This is a genomic window from Asinibacterium sp. OR53, assembly GCF_000515315.1.
Taxonomy (GTDB): domain Bacteria; phylum Bacteroidota; class Bacteroidia; order Chitinophagales; family Chitinophagaceae; genus Sediminibacterium.
Window position 1 is genome coordinate 3036765 of the sequence record NZ_KI911562.1, and the last position, 13509, is coordinate 3050273.

Annotated in this window: 12 protein-coding genes; 3 read left to right on the forward strand and 9 right to left on the reverse strand. The window is 49.9% G+C overall.

All coding sequences use genetic code 11. The features are described 5' to 3' along the window. Nucleotides 1–11: 11 nt before the first annotated feature. Genes SEDOR53_RS0113430 through SEDOR53_RS18025 form a run of 3 tightly spaced genes read right to left on the reverse strand, consistent with a single transcriptional unit; the run spans nucleotide 12 to nucleotide 3963 of the window. Nucleotides 12–1217 (reverse strand): aminotransferase class I/II-fold pyridoxal phosphate-dependent enzyme, encoded by a 1206-nt coding sequence (locus SEDOR53_RS0113430; protein ID WP_037361310.1) that lies wholly within the window; start codon nucleotides 1215–1217, stop codon nucleotides 12–14. Beyond that, entirely contained in the window at nucleotides 1195–1605 is a 411-nt protein-coding gene (locus tag SEDOR53_RS18020; RefSeq protein WP_051347765.1) for a putative zinc-binding protein, read from the reverse strand. The genes SEDOR53_RS0113430 and SEDOR53_RS18020 overlap by 23 nt, the downstream gene beginning before the upstream one ends. 18 nt (nucleotides 1606–1623) lie before the next feature. Continuing rightward, a complete protein-coding gene (locus tag SEDOR53_RS18025) occupies nucleotides 1624–3963 on the reverse strand; it encodes a nitric-oxide reductase large subunit (RefSeq protein ID WP_037361312.1) in 2340 nt (779 codons plus the stop codon). 54 nt (nucleotides 3964–4017) lie between these two features. Here SEDOR53_RS18025 and SEDOR53_RS0113445 point away from each other — a divergent pair, with 54 nt between their 5' ends. From SEDOR53_RS0113445 to SEDOR53_RS0113455, 3 genes are read left to right on the forward strand one after another with little or no spacing between them, the layout of a single operon-like run. After that, entirely contained in the window at nucleotides 4018–4455 is a 438-nt protein-coding gene (locus SEDOR53_RS0113445) for a 6-carboxytetrahydropterin synthase (protein ID WP_026770195.1), read from the forward strand. A 20-nt stretch (nucleotides 4456–4475) separates the two neighbouring features. Next, nucleotides 4476–4931, forward strand: a complete 456-nt coding sequence (locus SEDOR53_RS18030) for an Rrf2 family transcriptional regulator (protein WP_026773095.1) — start codon at nucleotides 4476–4478, stop codon at nucleotides 4929–4931. 8 nt (nucleotides 4932–4939) lie between these two features. After that, nucleotides 4940–5422, forward strand: a complete 483-nt coding sequence (locus SEDOR53_RS0113455; RefSeq protein ID WP_026770196.1) for a hemerythrin domain-containing protein — start codon at nucleotides 4940–4942, stop codon at nucleotides 5420–5422. Here the strand turns inward: SEDOR53_RS0113455 and SEDOR53_RS0113460 are convergent. The 6 genes from SEDOR53_RS0113460 to SEDOR53_RS0113485 all read right to left on the reverse strand — a co-directional run bounded on the left by SEDOR53_RS0113460 (nucleotide 5403) and on the right by SEDOR53_RS0113485 (nucleotide 13501). Further along, on the reverse strand, nucleotides 5403–6092 hold the full coding sequence (locus tag SEDOR53_RS0113460; RefSeq protein ID WP_026770197.1) for a Crp/Fnr family transcriptional regulator: 690 nt from the start codon (nucleotides 6090–6092) through the stop codon (nucleotides 5403–5405). The genes SEDOR53_RS0113455 and SEDOR53_RS0113460 overlap by 20 nt on opposite strands. Beyond that, nucleotides 6089–6736 (reverse strand): SCO family protein, encoded by a 648-nt coding sequence (locus tag SEDOR53_RS18035; protein WP_051416651.1) that lies wholly within the window; start codon nucleotides 6734–6736, stop codon nucleotides 6089–6091. Before SEDOR53_RS18035 ends, SEDOR53_RS0113460 begins: the two co-directional genes overlap by 4 nt. Then, nucleotides 6733–7572, reverse strand: coding sequence for a formylglycine-generating enzyme family protein (locus tag SEDOR53_RS18040; RefSeq protein WP_051416652.1), 840 nt, complete (start codon nucleotides 7570–7572; stop codon nucleotides 6733–6735). The genes SEDOR53_RS18035 and SEDOR53_RS18040 overlap by 4 nt, the downstream gene beginning before the upstream one ends. A gap of 9 nt (nucleotides 7573–7581) precedes the next feature. Beyond that, nucleotides 7582–8871 (reverse strand): copper-containing nitrite reductase, encoded by a 1290-nt coding sequence (nirK, locus tag SEDOR53_RS0113475; RefSeq protein ID WP_198018943.1) that lies wholly within the window; start codon nucleotides 8869–8871, stop codon nucleotides 7582–7584. 1041 nt (nucleotides 8872–9912) lie between these two features. Further along, complete coding sequence (locus SEDOR53_RS18045; protein ID WP_157576821.1) at nucleotides 9913–10992, reverse strand: glycoside hydrolase family 76 protein; 1080 nt, start codon at nucleotides 10990–10992, stop codon at nucleotides 9913–9915. 58 nt (nucleotides 10993–11050) lie between these two features. After that, nucleotides 11051–13501 carry a glutaminase family protein gene (locus SEDOR53_RS0113485; RefSeq protein WP_026770199.1) on the reverse strand — a complete coding sequence of 817 codons (2451 nt, stop codon included), beginning with the start codon at nucleotides 13499–13501 and terminating at the stop codon, nucleotides 11051–11053. Between the last annotated feature and the right edge of the window lie 8 nt (nucleotides 13502–13509).

Consider the following 13509-nt stretch of genomic DNA (forward strand, 5'->3'; position numbering starts at 1 on the left):
TTGTCATACGTTTATGCCTGTTTGATACCAAATAGTTGAAGTTCGCGGCTGACCTTTTCAAGCGCAGACAAGGCCATGTCGAGCTGCCGGCGGGTATGAGTGGCCATGACCGACATCCGCACCATAGCCGCATCGCTCCTGACCGCCGGGGACACTACCGGGTTCACAAATATGCCCCGGTCGAACAAACGTTGCGTAAATTCGAATGTGAGCCGGTTATCCCTGATGTAAATGGGTATGATGGGAGTCATGGAACAATGGGTATCGAACCCCAGCTGATCCAACATTTTCGCCATATAAGCGGTATTGTCCCGGAGGGCTTCCTGTCTCTCCGGTTCTGCCTGGATGATCTCCAGCGCAGCCATGGCGGCGGCGGCGGCGGAAGGTGGAATGCTGGCGCTGAAGATCAGCGCCCTGCTATGGTGCTTGAGATAGTTGATCATTTCCCGGGTGGACGCGACAAAACCGCCGACAGAAGCAAGCGACTTGCTGAAGGTGCCCATAATGATATCTACCTGGTCTGTCAGTCCGAAATGATCGGCCGTACCCCGGCCCGATTCTCCCAGCACGCCGATAGAATGGGCATCGTCTACCATGAGAAGCGCCTCGTATTTTGCAGCCAGCGCTGCGATCTCCGGCAGTTTGCAGATATCTCCCTCCATGCTGAATATGCCGTCCACAACGATCATCCTAATGCCTTCTCCTTCCACGGCACGCAGGATCCTTTCCAGGTCATTCATATCGTTGTGCGCGAATTTCAGGACCCGGGAAAATGAAAGCCGGCTGCCCTCTATGATAGAGGCGTGATCCGCCTCGTCCAATATCAACACGCCGTTCCTTCCCGTCAATGACGCCACGGTTCCCAGGTTTGCTTGGAAACCGGTAGTAAAAACCAACGCTGCCTCCTTCCCGACAAAATCAGCCAGCCTTTCTTCCAGCCGGATATGCAGCCGGGAAGTGCCGTTCAGAAATCTCGACCCCGAACAGCTGCTGCCGTATTTGTCGATCGCCTGTTTCGCAGCGGCGGTCACTTTCGGATGGTTGGTAAGCCCCATATAGCTGTTGGAACCGAACATCAGGAGTTTTTTACCCTGGATGACTATCTCCGTATCCTTGTTCTCGCCGATAGGCCTGAAATAAGGATAGATTCCGGCATTTTTTAATTCGTCGGGCGCCGTATACCCGGCTAATTTTTCAACTAACTTTCTTTGTATCATATTGTTCTTTACGCTGAAGTTTGCGGACTGATCTTTCGATACCGCTGAGAAGACGGTCTGCTTCATTCGGATCGAAATCGATATGGTTCTGTTTTTTAACGCCATGATCCCACAATTGGACATGAAGGGACGGGACTACGCCATGATTGCCCAGGCAAGCCCTGACACATGCAAGCGGGCAACCGTCGATAGCAACGATCTTCCTTCCGGACAATGCCTTTCGGACAAGGCTTTTCACATTGCCTCCGACACCCGCGATGCAGGACATCTCCGCCAACCCGTTCCTGTCCAGACGCAGCGCAAGGTAATTGGCCATCTGTGCAGCGCTGGAACAGCCGGAACAGGAATACACCAGTGGAATCTCCTCTATTTCAGTAGTATTTTTCATTGTGAAGCATTTCTCTATTTACCCCTGAACCTGGGGGATTAAACATTGATCCGGATTCGTTATCCTTTTTTCGGCGACCGCCTCCTTTACCGCTTTTCTGCGGGTAAGGACGAACCAAACCAACGGTATCACTCCCCCGCAAGTGAACACGGCGCCTCCTGCAATACGCATCCAGGTAAGGGTCTGGAAAACCGGGCCCTCGACAAAAGCCCCGCTGCGCGCGTACCAAAGACCGTTTTCCGTCACGGCGTTGAATTGGTAGATACCGGCCGGGAACAGATCAAGCAGGACCATCAGCAGCAAGCCGGTATTAATAGACCAGAAAATACCGGTAACGATCCGGGTATTCCAACGCTCGGGCTTGAAAAGGAGCTGGCAACAAAATAGAATGGCGGCCAGCGCAAGGTTACCGTATACGCCCATGAGCGCGGCATGCCCGTGGTTGACTGTTAGATAGGTTCCATGTTCATAGTAATTGGCGATCGGCAGGTTGATGATGAAGCCGAGTACGCCTGCACCGAAAAAATTCCAGAAATTGACCCCTAGCAGGAACAAAAATACTTCGCGGAATCCGAAGACTGTCTTTCCATTTCCATTCGTTCCGCCACCATTTTCCAGTATACGGGGCAGTTTGCTGAACCGGTACGCCTCCAGCGTAAGTAACACCAGCGGTATCACCTGCAATGTCGAAAAGACGGAGCCCAGCGCCATCGTAAACACTGGTTTCCCGTTCCAGTAAAAATTATGGGAGATGCCCAACAACCCTGAGCCCAGGAAAAGCAACGTGGCCAGGTAGATCACTCGGATGGCCGCCTGCTTGCTCACCAACCCCATCAATACCATGAAATAACCAATCAGCACGGTGGTGAACACCTCGAAAAATGCTTCTGCCCACATATGGATGACCATCCATCGCCAGAAATCGGCGATCACGAAGTTGGTCTTCGGCGTAGCGATGAACCCGGAGACGAGCAGCAGGATAATGCTCGCCGCGGCATATACCAGCCAGTTCGGCAATGCCCACGGCTGCCGAAGACTCATCACGGGGCGGACTCCCCTGTAGAGCACGATGAACCACAATACAAACACGGTGCCCAGCACTACTTCCCACAATTTACCCATCTCGATGTATTCCCAGCCCTGGTGACCTAGCCAATACCACTTATTACCGAGGATACCCTTCGGCCCCAGCAGAATACCCGCAAATGCACCGGCTACCAGCAAAGCGGTAAGCCAAAAGACAATACGGATCAGGCGCACCTGGCCCGCCGGCTGCACGGGCGAGACCAGCGACATCATAAAAAAAGACGCCCCGATCCAGCAGGCCGATATCCACAACAGGGATAGCTGTACGTGCCAGCTCCTGGTAACTGTCACCGGCAACACCTTGGAAAGGTCAACGCCGAAGAAATGAACAAAGCCTACAAAATCATGCACCGTCAGGATGCCGGCGAGCACCTGGATGCCGAATAGGATGACGGCCGTATAAAAGAAGGGGAAAGAGGCCCTTTGAACAGCATCGGGCCGGAATCTTCCGACCTCCTGCTTCGTCATGAACGACCGGGCATTCTTGGTGTATACCCTGTCATCCAGCTTTTCCAGTCTGCCATGATAATACAGCACCAACCCCAGGCCGAATATCAATCCCAGGGAGCCGAGGATACTCCATAAAATGATGGCCGGACTCGGCCGATTGCCCGCAGCCGGGTCGTATGGCCAGTTATGGGTATAGCTGTAGACCTTGCCCGGCCGTTCTACTCCGCACACCCAGGCTCCCCAGAAAAAGAAAGCGCTCAACGACCGTATCTCCTCACTATCGGTGAGATACCCGGCCGGTTTAAACGACTCAGGGCCGTGAGCTGCGAACTTTTGAAGCTGGAATTTCAATAGGTCCTCAGCGGCATAAGCCTGTGCGTCCGTCAACGTCACGGAGTTGGTGCCGGCGTTATATCGGTTATCCTTGATCTCCGACTTTACCTGCTCGCCGATCCCTCTATCGGCTAAAACGTCTTGCAGATCGGCCGGTCGTTTCGCGAGGTAGTACTGCTGCATGGACAAAGCAATGTGGTGAAGGGCCTCCGCGGTGAAATCGGGCCCCCTGTTGGCACCGTCACCGAACATGCTCCCGTAGTCCATCAACGCATATTTCTGGAAGATGGCCTGTCCGTTCAATATATCCGCTTTGCGGTAGATGATCGCTCCTTCCGCCGAAACATAGTCGGGGACAGGCGGCGCCTCTGTATACGTGTGGATACCGATCATCATGACCCCGGCGGCGCTGACGGTAAAGATCAACAGCAAGGGAAGCCACCAGTTCCGGGGGTTAAGCAGGTAATTGATAAAATTTTCTTTTGCCATAAAGCAGGGTTTATTTGGCAAATATAATAATTAAGGACAATTTTGTCCTTAATTATGTTACAGATCACAAAAATATTTCGTTTCGAAACGGCGCATGCCATACACGGATACCCCGGCCCGTGCAGCAACCTCCACGGGCATTCCTACCGACTGCACGTTACCGTAGCAAGGCAGCGCGACAATGATGGTCGCTTACCACCGACGGGGTTCATCATGGATTTCAAGCAGCTGAAACGCCTCGTGAATCATGGGATCGTCTCCCTGTTCGATCATCACACCATCCTGTCATCGGCCTACCTGGTCTGCCATCCTCCCGTCGCCGCGATTTCGAATCTATGGATATGGGAAACCGAGCCGACGGCAGAGAATATGCTGCTTTATATTCGCGATTCCCTGCAGCAACAGCTGCAGCCCGATGTGGTTCTGAGAAGACTCAGGCTCTTTGAGACCGACGACTCTTATGCCGAATGGGAGGAGGATAAAATGTGTTAAATTGCGCATCAAAACGTTCCATGTTCTCAAAAGCAACCGAATACGCCTTGCGGGCTGCTATTTTTATTGCCCAGAAGAGCAGCGAGGATAACAAGCTGGGCATCGATGAGATCGCCAGGGCCATCAATTCACCCCGGTCGTTCACGGCAAAGACTCTCCAGTTGCTCAGCGCAGACAATAAGATCGTGCATTCCACACGCGGCCCCAACGGCGGGTTTTATATGTCCGAAAAAGCCCGGAAGCTTCCCGCACGAGCCATCCTGGAAGCCATGCAGGAGGATGACTTGCTAGAAAAATGCGTCCTCGGCCTGAAACAGTGTTCCGAAGCAAAACCCTGCCCGATGCATTCGGAATACAAATCGATCAAGCTGCAATTGAAAACCCTTTTCGAAACCACCACTATCCAGCAGCTTGCCGATGAGTTGGGGAAGGGCGATAGCAAGACGAAGGCAGGAGTTACGATATTATACAAATAAAATAATTTATGGAACCGAAACCTGTCAAGCGAGATGAAAATATCCTGAAATTATCCAGGGATCATCACTTTGGCTTGCTGTTTTGCTGGAAGATCAGGCAGGGGTTGAAAAATGGGGCAAGCCCTGCCCGCATCGTTGCTTATATCCGGCATTTCTGGGAGAAACACCTCCGGGAACACTTTGAAGAGGAAGAGACTATTCTCTTCACGCCACGGAAGGACATCCTGGTGGAAAAAGCATTGGATGATCATCGGGATATCCGGCTCCATATCGAATCGCTTGCAGCAGACGCGAAACACGGGGAGCTCGACCTCTTAGCCGATAAAGTCGACAAGCACATCCGCTTTGAAGAACGGCAGCTTTTTCCACATCTGGAGAAGATATTGAGCAAGGAGCAGCTAAAAGATATAGGGGAGCGATTGGGAAAGAACCAAACTCCCCTGAAAGACGAATACGCGGATGAATTCTGGGCTATTCAGGATACCAAATAAATTCCCGAAGCTTTTTTTCGTCAATGATCCGGATATATTTGCCCTGGGTACTGACGATACCTTCACCGGACCACTTCGTGAACAGCCGGAAAACCGCTTCATAGGCCGTCCCCGCATAGCACGCGATATCCAGCCGGGTGATGGGAACGGAAATATACCCTTCTGCATTCAGTCCAAAAACCTCTTGGATAGTAAAAAGCGCTTCTGCGACCCTGCCCTTGACCGGCATGACCGCAAGGCTGCGCATCCGGCTTTCCGCTCTTTGCAGCTCCCCGGCATATAGTTGCATCATCGCATAAAGAAAAGATGGGTTGGTCTTGAAGGTACTTTCCAGGAACTCATTGCGGATAAAACAGATCCTGGTGTGATCGAGGGCCGTTGCCGATACCGGGAAGGCTGTTCCGTGGGTTTGACCACGATGCCCGAGTACGTCTCCAAGGGTTGCAAAACGAACGATGAAATCTTTATCACCACCCCAGTATTGGTGAATTTTAACCGCTCCATCATAAATGAAATAGATGCCCCTGACTTCCTCCCCCTCCCGAAAAATGGCTCGACCCTTCTTGAAGTAAAGGGTTTGTTTTTCGGTCGCTATCGCCCCGTTCCACTCCGGAAGACAATTCTGGCATAAAAAGCATCGGCTGAGGTCGCAGGTATCTCGGTCTGTCATCGGTCCGTTAATTGATCGTTGTGTTGTACAAGTCCTTTGATCGTCAGGGCGGCTGACACCGTCTGTGCTTCAACCCCATCCAGGATCTGTCGTATCCCACCACGCCGGTCTAAAATATAGATGGCATTGGAATGGCTGAAGTCGCCGTTTGCAAGCCGTTGGTATCTCACGTTCAGCGCCATGGACAATTCTCTTACCTGGCCGGCGTTGCCATGGAGCAGCACCCAGTGATCGTCCAGTTGTTGTTGTCCGGCGAACCGGCTCATCTGTACAGGATCGTCCCGCTGCACGTCGAACGACACCAGGACGAATCCGACCTCATTTTTTTCGGCCGTAGGCAAAGCTCTTTGTATGGCTTTCATGTCCGCCACCAGTCGGGGGCAAGCATACCTGCAATGCGTGAAAACCATCGCCACGACTTGCACTTTTCCCTTCAAATCCCATAAAGACAAGGAATGGTTGTGTTGATCCGTCCACAAGCCGGGCAATTGGTACACGGAAGCGTCGCCGGACAGCCGGGTTGTAAGAAGCGATACGGCGGCGGCATCTTCTTTTGCGCAGCAAGGCTTAGGAGCAACGACAGGTCTCCTGTTACAGGACAATACCAGGATGCAGCCAAGCAATAAGAAGATATGGAATTTCATGGCGAACAGTTGTAATTTGAATGATGGTGTGCATTGTCTTCAATATCCTGCGCGCACCGGAACCCCAGGCTTCCCACGGTATAAGCAGCCTGGAGGCTTCCGCGGAAGGCGTACCGCATATACGCAGCATAGTCTTCCTTATTGAAGGTGCCGAGCGAACCGGCCCCACAGGTGAAAGTATTGGCAGCCTTCCCTGCGCTCTGGATATTGATGCTGTTGAAATCGCTTACCCACTCCCAAACCAGGCCATGCATATCATAGACGCCAAAATGATTGAGGTAGATGGATTCTACTGGTGGCAGGACGGCAGGCGTGGGGCGGTCATACCATTCGAGGATGATCCTAAGCAAATTGTTCCCCTTTTTCATATTCTTCGGGAGCGCGCTTGCGGCATATTCCCATTCGGCAAGTGTCGGTAGCCGGGCTCCTCTCCACTTGCAATACGCGTCGGCGGCAAACCAGGACACATTGGTAACCGGGCTGTTGATGATCTTATCATTGCCAATGTCGAAATCCCCTGCCCACTGTTTAAGGTAATGATCATCCGCGAATATCCTCGACACCCTGGACCTCGACCATTGAGGGTTAGCCTTGACAAATAGCAGGAACTCCGCGTTGGTAACGGCATGTTTGTCCAGGTAAAAGGCGGGAACCTGGATTATTACAGGCTGATTGTCGGATTGAAGAAAGGGACGATAATAACCTCCCGGTATCTTTACCATTACGGCGGAGCCACCTTTTTTCCTGGCCGCGGAAGCTGTCTTGCTGCCTTGGGCCCGTTGGGTTCCGGGACTGGCAGCCAGCATAAACAACATCAGGATGGCGACTGTCTTCATATCGGTAGTTTACTGGGTCCTGACTTTTTTAACGTCTTTTACCTTTACCTGGGCGCTTTTATTACCCCAACTGTTCCGCACATAGGTCAAAATGTTCGCAATTTGATCGTCGGTCAGGGATAGCTGTGGCATCACACCTTGAAAGTGTTTCCCATTCACCGTTATGGACTCGTTGTTGATCCCATGGAGGAGCACTCCTATTCCCATATCCTGCCGGCCCATCAGGAAGTCCGATTTGGCCAGAGGAGGAAATGCTCCAGGCATACCCTGGCCCGTGGGTTGGTGACAAGAAGAGCAATTCAGTTGGAAAAGCGCCTGGCCGTTCTTGTAGCTGTCGGCAAACGAAAGCTCAGGGGATTCCGGCACTACCGGGTATTCATCTTCGGCAAGTTCTTCCTTACCCGGTTGATAGGGCTGGTCTTTGATCTTGCCGGAATAAATGTTCATATCGGCCGTCCCGGTGACCACCAGTTGGGCAAGTGCGCCTTTGTTGAAGGCCCTGAATATGGAATGGTCCACAATATTGAATATCCCCGGTTCCTTACAAGTAAATTCAACTATTGCCGCCCCCCCGGAAGGGATCAGTGTGGTGCCGACATTCTGGTGCACCTGGGAACCTCCCTCCCGGTAGACTTTGTCGAATATCTGGCCAATGACATGAAAGGAAGATACCAGGTTGGGGCCTCCATTACCAACATAGATCCGCACCCGGTCGCCAACTTTCGCCTGCAGAGCATGGTTCCCGGTGGCCGCCCCTACTGACCCATTGAACACGACGTATTCCGGCTCCTCTTTAATAGCTTTATCCAAATCGAAAGGCTGCAGTCCAGGCTCCCCGGTCCTACCCTTGGTGTAAAACTCGCCTTGCATGATATAGAACTCCCTATCGACCTTGGGTAGCCCGTCTTTGGGTTCTACCAGGATAAGCCCGTACATTCCATTGGCGATGTGCATCCCAACCGGCGCGGTAGCGCAATGATATACGTATAATCCCGGGTTCAGCGCGCGAAAGCTGAATATCGATGTATGCCCGGGTACGGTCATACTGGCTTCTGCCCCGCCCCCCGGGCCATTCACCGCATGCAGGTCGATATTATGGGGCATCTTATTATTAGGGTTATTGCTGAGGTGTAATTCTACCTCGTCGCTCTCATGGACTTTAATAAAAGGGCCAGGCACGGTTCCACCGAAGGTCCAAAAGGTATAATTAACCCCATCTGCCAGTTTCATTTCCTTTTCGACCACCTCGATACGAACAATGACTTTTTCGGGCGCCGCGAAATCGCGGCTTGCCGGCACGAACGGAGCATGTGTCAGCTGTGCCGGATATTCGCCGATGACAGCTGCGGTATCACTGATTGAACTGACGTCGGGATGCCCCGGATGACAGGCTGAAAGACAGATGATTAGAGATAAAATAATTGCCGAGTAGGGTGCAGGAGACGGAAGCTTCATCACTTTTGAATTTTTAGTAACAAACACGGGCCAAAAGTATATGGTGTTCCATTCTCACCGAATGATGCATCTCAACGCTAAACCTGAATTTTATCAGGTTTATTGGATCATCAAGAAACAAAAGAGAGAGGAGACCAGACTTCAGTCAGGTTCGACAGCCAAACACCGGTGAAGCCTTTTGCCTTCCGTCGTTCGCAGATCATCGTCTAACGATCTATCATAATTAGTCGGTAAATTCGTGGTAGTTCTTTGTGAAGCAAGTATTTACAATAACGCTTTGAGAATGCCAACGTCGATTTTCATTGCGGAGACTTTTTAAAGACCTGTAATACCCGGATCTCTTAAAACCCACTACAGATAAGGATTTGGATAGGTAGGTTCGATCCCCCTCTCCATCACCATTGTCCACGTGATAGGCCCCCTATAGCCTTTGCGCGACTCGCTCTTTTTGGTCATTTGTGTTGCTATGGCTCCAGTGAACGCTAACAGGCAAAACTTTGAACGAATTTTTAGCTAACAGAGAAATTCCCAATTGCTAAGGCGTATTTCGTGCATTATTGCTAGCCTCTTGACAATCAAACCTTATAACGTTTTGCAGTAAAAGCAGAATCGGAAATATTGCGCAAAAAACGAACTACGGATCAGAAGGTTTCAGGTTTGAATCCTGACGCGTTCACGATTTTACCTCCACTTTTGAAAACCCGCTCTGGCAGTGGGTTTTTCGGTTCGATATGTTGCGGAAAGAATTCTACCGAATACTGGAATACCAATTGCGAGACCTGTGAAGACTAATATCCATGACACCCGGGCACGTATCAACAGAAAAAAGATTGAATTTAACGTGTTGTTAAAATAGGTGATCTGTAACTAGCCCAGAAATAGCATCTAATATGAAGATCTGTTCCAACTTCGAAAATAAGAAGCCATCCGTGCCAGCATTTCAAGGTATCCCGCCTGGTCAAGCAGGGTCTTGACCTGCTTTGTGCCAATCAGTCCCTGCTCATCCCGCTGGTGATCCCAGACCGCATCCAGGTATTTTTTGAATAACTGCATATAGGTCTCCTGTTTGTCAATCTTGTACAGTTCAACATATCCTCTCATCAAAACAGCATTGAACCAGTAATTGCCGGGCAGGAGTCCGTCTTTGAAAAAATAACGCGCCGATTGCGCTGCAATGGATTTCGCTTGTGATAAATATTCTTCTTTCCCTGTTAATTGATACAACAAAACAGCACTCTGCAACATAGTACCTGTGTTGTACGTGTACTTCCGCTCATCAACCTTTCCGGAAGGTAATTTCAAAGCATCAAAATACAAACCATCGGGAGACTGCAGGTGTGCATTTACCCAGTTGTAAAGCAGGATGGCCGTATCGATGTATTTCTTTTCATGGGTTGATCTGTAGAGCTGCAGCGCCAGCAAAATGCCCGGGCCATTGGAACAGGTATTCTTGCTGTTGTTATGAAACTCCTGCCAATACATGCCTCCCCCTGAAACAGTATCATAACCCGTAAGCATGAACCGGTAAATTGTTCTAGCCATTTGCAGGTATGTTGGCTTTTTTGTTCGCTGATATGCATCCATATAGGCCAAGCCAATCCATTGGTTGTCATCGTAAAACCGGTCGCCTCCTCCATCTCCTGCTACATAAGAATCATAGCCTGCGCTGGGCGGCTTAGAAGGACTGTAATACTGTGCAATAGCCCGGTCTACCGGCCCCATATAATCAGTAACCTGATCTAATACTTCCATTTCATTGGCTGCCTGAACCAACGCGCACAAAGGCCACAAGTAGGAATAAGGTTTTTCATCTTTTCCCAATACTGTTTTTTCTTTGAACAGCTGTTTCGAACTGTCGTAAAACTGTTTGTAAATACGATCGTGCACTACCCTGGCACGTTGCAAGTATATGGCTGAGGGGTCTTGTGCATGAACGGAAGTCAGGCCTAATAAAACGATAAGCATCGCGAAGATGCTTATCGTTTTTAAAATGATTATTTGATTATTCCGCATCGGAAATATGCTATTTAATTTTTTGTTCCAGCATTTTCATGAAATAGCCGCCCACCACACTTCTCGCCTGGAAGCCTACCTGTTTGCCATTGGTGGTTTCATGCCAGTCGCTCAAGGGAACGCGAGTAGGACTTTCCGCTGCATAACGCAACAACGGAAGCATGAACTGTTCAAAATCGTGGCGGTTATTGGCCAGTGTAGCAGTCCACATGATCCAGTCCGACTTGGTATAGGTTCTGCGACTATCCAGTGGCAATCCATAGGTTTGTTGCTTGCCCAGGTAGTAACGTATTTCTTTTTCAAAAACCGATTCGGGGAAAATATGCATTCCCAATACCTTATCCCAAACCAGATTGTATTTCTGGCTCCAGGTGCCTTGCTTCTCAAAAGCCAACGTATAATGATCGCCGTCGTTGGCCAGTTGCATCCATCGTGGCGCCATGGCCAGTGCACTGTCGCGGAACCTGCGGGCCACATCGGGGTATCCCAGCTTTTCGGCCAGCATGGCATAGCCGGCGATGCCCAGTATGGCTTTCACCGAAAGATTCGCATTACGGGCCAGGTGTCCTGCAAAATCATCGGTACATAATTGTGTTGCAGGATCGAAGCCTTCTTTAAGCAAATAATTAGCCCAGGTGGTAAGGGTTGCCCAATGCTTTTTAGCATAATCGGCATTGCCTTCCATCTTGGCAATCGCTGTTGTTAACAAGAGCATGTTACCGCTTTCTTCTACCGGCATTCCTTCTCCGTATACTTGTCCGTTTGCCAACGGATAAGTGCCCAGGTCATGCGCAGCATAAGGTTTCGTGTATTTACCGCTTTCGCTGAAATAAAAGATACCATTCAGCATACCTTTCATCAATTCAGGATTATAGATCAGGAACAAAGGCGCTGAAGGATAGGTAACATCTACCGTATTGATACAACCGTTGCTGAAATTTTCTTTGGAAAAGAACAGGAGCTCACCTTGCGGACTTTTTACCAGCTTATGCGCAGCGATACTCTGGCGATAAGCGAGCTCACACAACTGTGCATAGGTTTCTCCGCCGGCTGCAACAGCATCGGCATGCAGCTGATCGTCGAACCTGGTACATTGCTCCAGTATTTTCTGATGATCGGCATATGCTTGTGTCAATTGTTTTTCGATGGTTTGTGAAGGATCATTCTTCCACCAGGGTTTCAGGTTGTCGTGAAAATACTGGATAGAATAAAGATCATCATAACCCAATAAAATCGTTTTTGTTTTAGCGGCACTGCCTACTTTTCCTAGTGATAATACCGTATTCAATACCAGGTTGGTGCCTGTAGTAACCGGAGTTGCTGTTTCTTTTTTGAGGAAAGAAGGTATGGCTGCTTTTGCAGTAGTAATATATTGTTTCGCGGCATCGGCTGCGGGTACTGCCACATACATATAACCCCAGTCGATGCGAAGGTCATCGCCTTTTTTCGCTAACACTGGTTGTGCTAAGCTACCTGCTTTCTGGAGAGATAATGAACCGGCATGATATTGTTCGGCTTTTACTTCCTGTGCAGGTGTGTTAACGGCGATATTGGTAGAAGCGCCGAAATACAATTCTGCGGTATGCGCTTTACCATCGTTCGATTGCACCGAAAAATCCACATAAGAAACCGGTCTTGCAAGCAGATCGAGGTTATTGAGTAAAAGCGGCGAAGTAAAACGAAGCGCCAGGTCAACCCCGCCACACTTGAAACGGTAAGCAGTCTGCGTTGCTTTTACTACAACGGATTGTTGTATGGCTTTGGCTATTGCAGCAGCGTTTGCAGGCGCCTGCTCGCGCACGATACCTGCATCCAGTGATTGTCCGCCTGCTGTGTTTTCAATATGAATGGCTAACACGTTTTTACCGGTTTGCAAAATATGCGCCGCTTCGCGGATAGGAATATAAATGTATTTGGCTGTCCATCCTTTGGTAGTGAATACCTGCTTGCCATTAAGATACACACTGATATTATCATCGTGCTGCAATTTCAGGAAGACATGCTCGAGAGAAGCTTTGTCGAGCGTAAATGTGCGACGCACCCACAAATCGCGGCTTACCCATTTTGTTTTGGCCACGCTGGGGTTATCGCCGAAAGCGCCGGTACCGGTTTTCCACTGGTGGTCGTCAAAACTGGCATTCATCCAATCCGCAGTAGGCGTTTCTTCGGTGTATTTGGAAGGGTAACTCTGTTCATCGGCTGTGGGAAGGATGGATTGGTAAGATTTGCCTTCGTTTCCCAGGAAACGATAGGCTTGTCCGTCTACTTTGATCATACCCAGTAACGGTTGCTCCGCTCCTGTCCAATGCCTGGTAGGGCCTCCATTCAGTGTATCGTTGGCTGACCATATACTGAAATAAGGATCATGCGTAATCAGGGGATAAGATGGTACTCGTTCATACTGGGCAAACATTGAACTATACACATTCAACAAACAAAAAAATAGGAATAGCTTTTTCATAATTATCT

What these genes read in the sequence shown, in the direction of transcription:
- SEDOR53_RS0113430 (WP_037361310.1), bottom strand. Translation starts at nt 1,217, where the DNA reads ATGATACAAAGAAAGTTAGTTGAAAAATTAGCCGGGTATACGGCGCCC.
- SEDOR53_RS18020 (WP_051347765.1), bottom strand. Translation starts at nt 1,605, where the DNA reads ATGAAAAATACTACTGAAATAGAGGAGATTCCACTGGTGTATTCCTGT.
- SEDOR53_RS18025 (WP_037361312.1), bottom strand. Translation starts at nt 3,963, where the DNA reads ATGGCAAAAGAAAATTTTATCAATTACCTGCTTAACCCCCGGAACTGG.
- SEDOR53_RS0113445 (WP_026770195.1), top strand. Translation starts at nt 4,018, where the DNA reads ATGTTACAGATCACAAAAATATTTCGTTTCGAAACGGCGCATGCCATA.
- SEDOR53_RS18030 (WP_026773095.1), top strand. Translation starts at nt 4,476, where the DNA reads ATGTTCTCAAAAGCAACCGAATACGCCTTGCGGGCTGCTATTTTTATT.
- SEDOR53_RS0113455 (WP_026770196.1), top strand. Translation starts at nt 4,940, where the DNA reads ATGGAACCGAAACCTGTCAAGCGAGATGAAAATATCCTGAAATTATCC.
- SEDOR53_RS0113460 (WP_026770197.1), bottom strand. Translation starts at nt 6,092, where the DNA reads ATGACAGACCGAGATACCTGCGACCTCAGCCGATGCTTTTTATGCCAG.
- SEDOR53_RS18035 (WP_051416651.1), bottom strand. Translation starts at nt 6,736, where the DNA reads ATGAAATTCCATATCTTCTTATTGCTTGGCTGCATCCTGGTATTGTCC.
- SEDOR53_RS18040 (WP_051416652.1), bottom strand. Translation starts at nt 7,572, where the DNA reads ATGAAGACAGTCGCCATCCTGATGTTGTTTATGCTGGCTGCCAGTCCC.
- SEDOR53_RS18045 (WP_157576821.1), bottom strand. Translation starts at nt 10,992, where the DNA reads ATGCTTATCGTTTTATTAGGCCTGACTTCCGTTCATGCACAAGACCCC.
- SEDOR53_RS0113485 (WP_026770199.1), bottom strand. Translation starts at nt 13,501, where the DNA reads ATGAAAAAGCTATTCCTATTTTTTTGTTTGTTGAATGTGTATAGTTCA.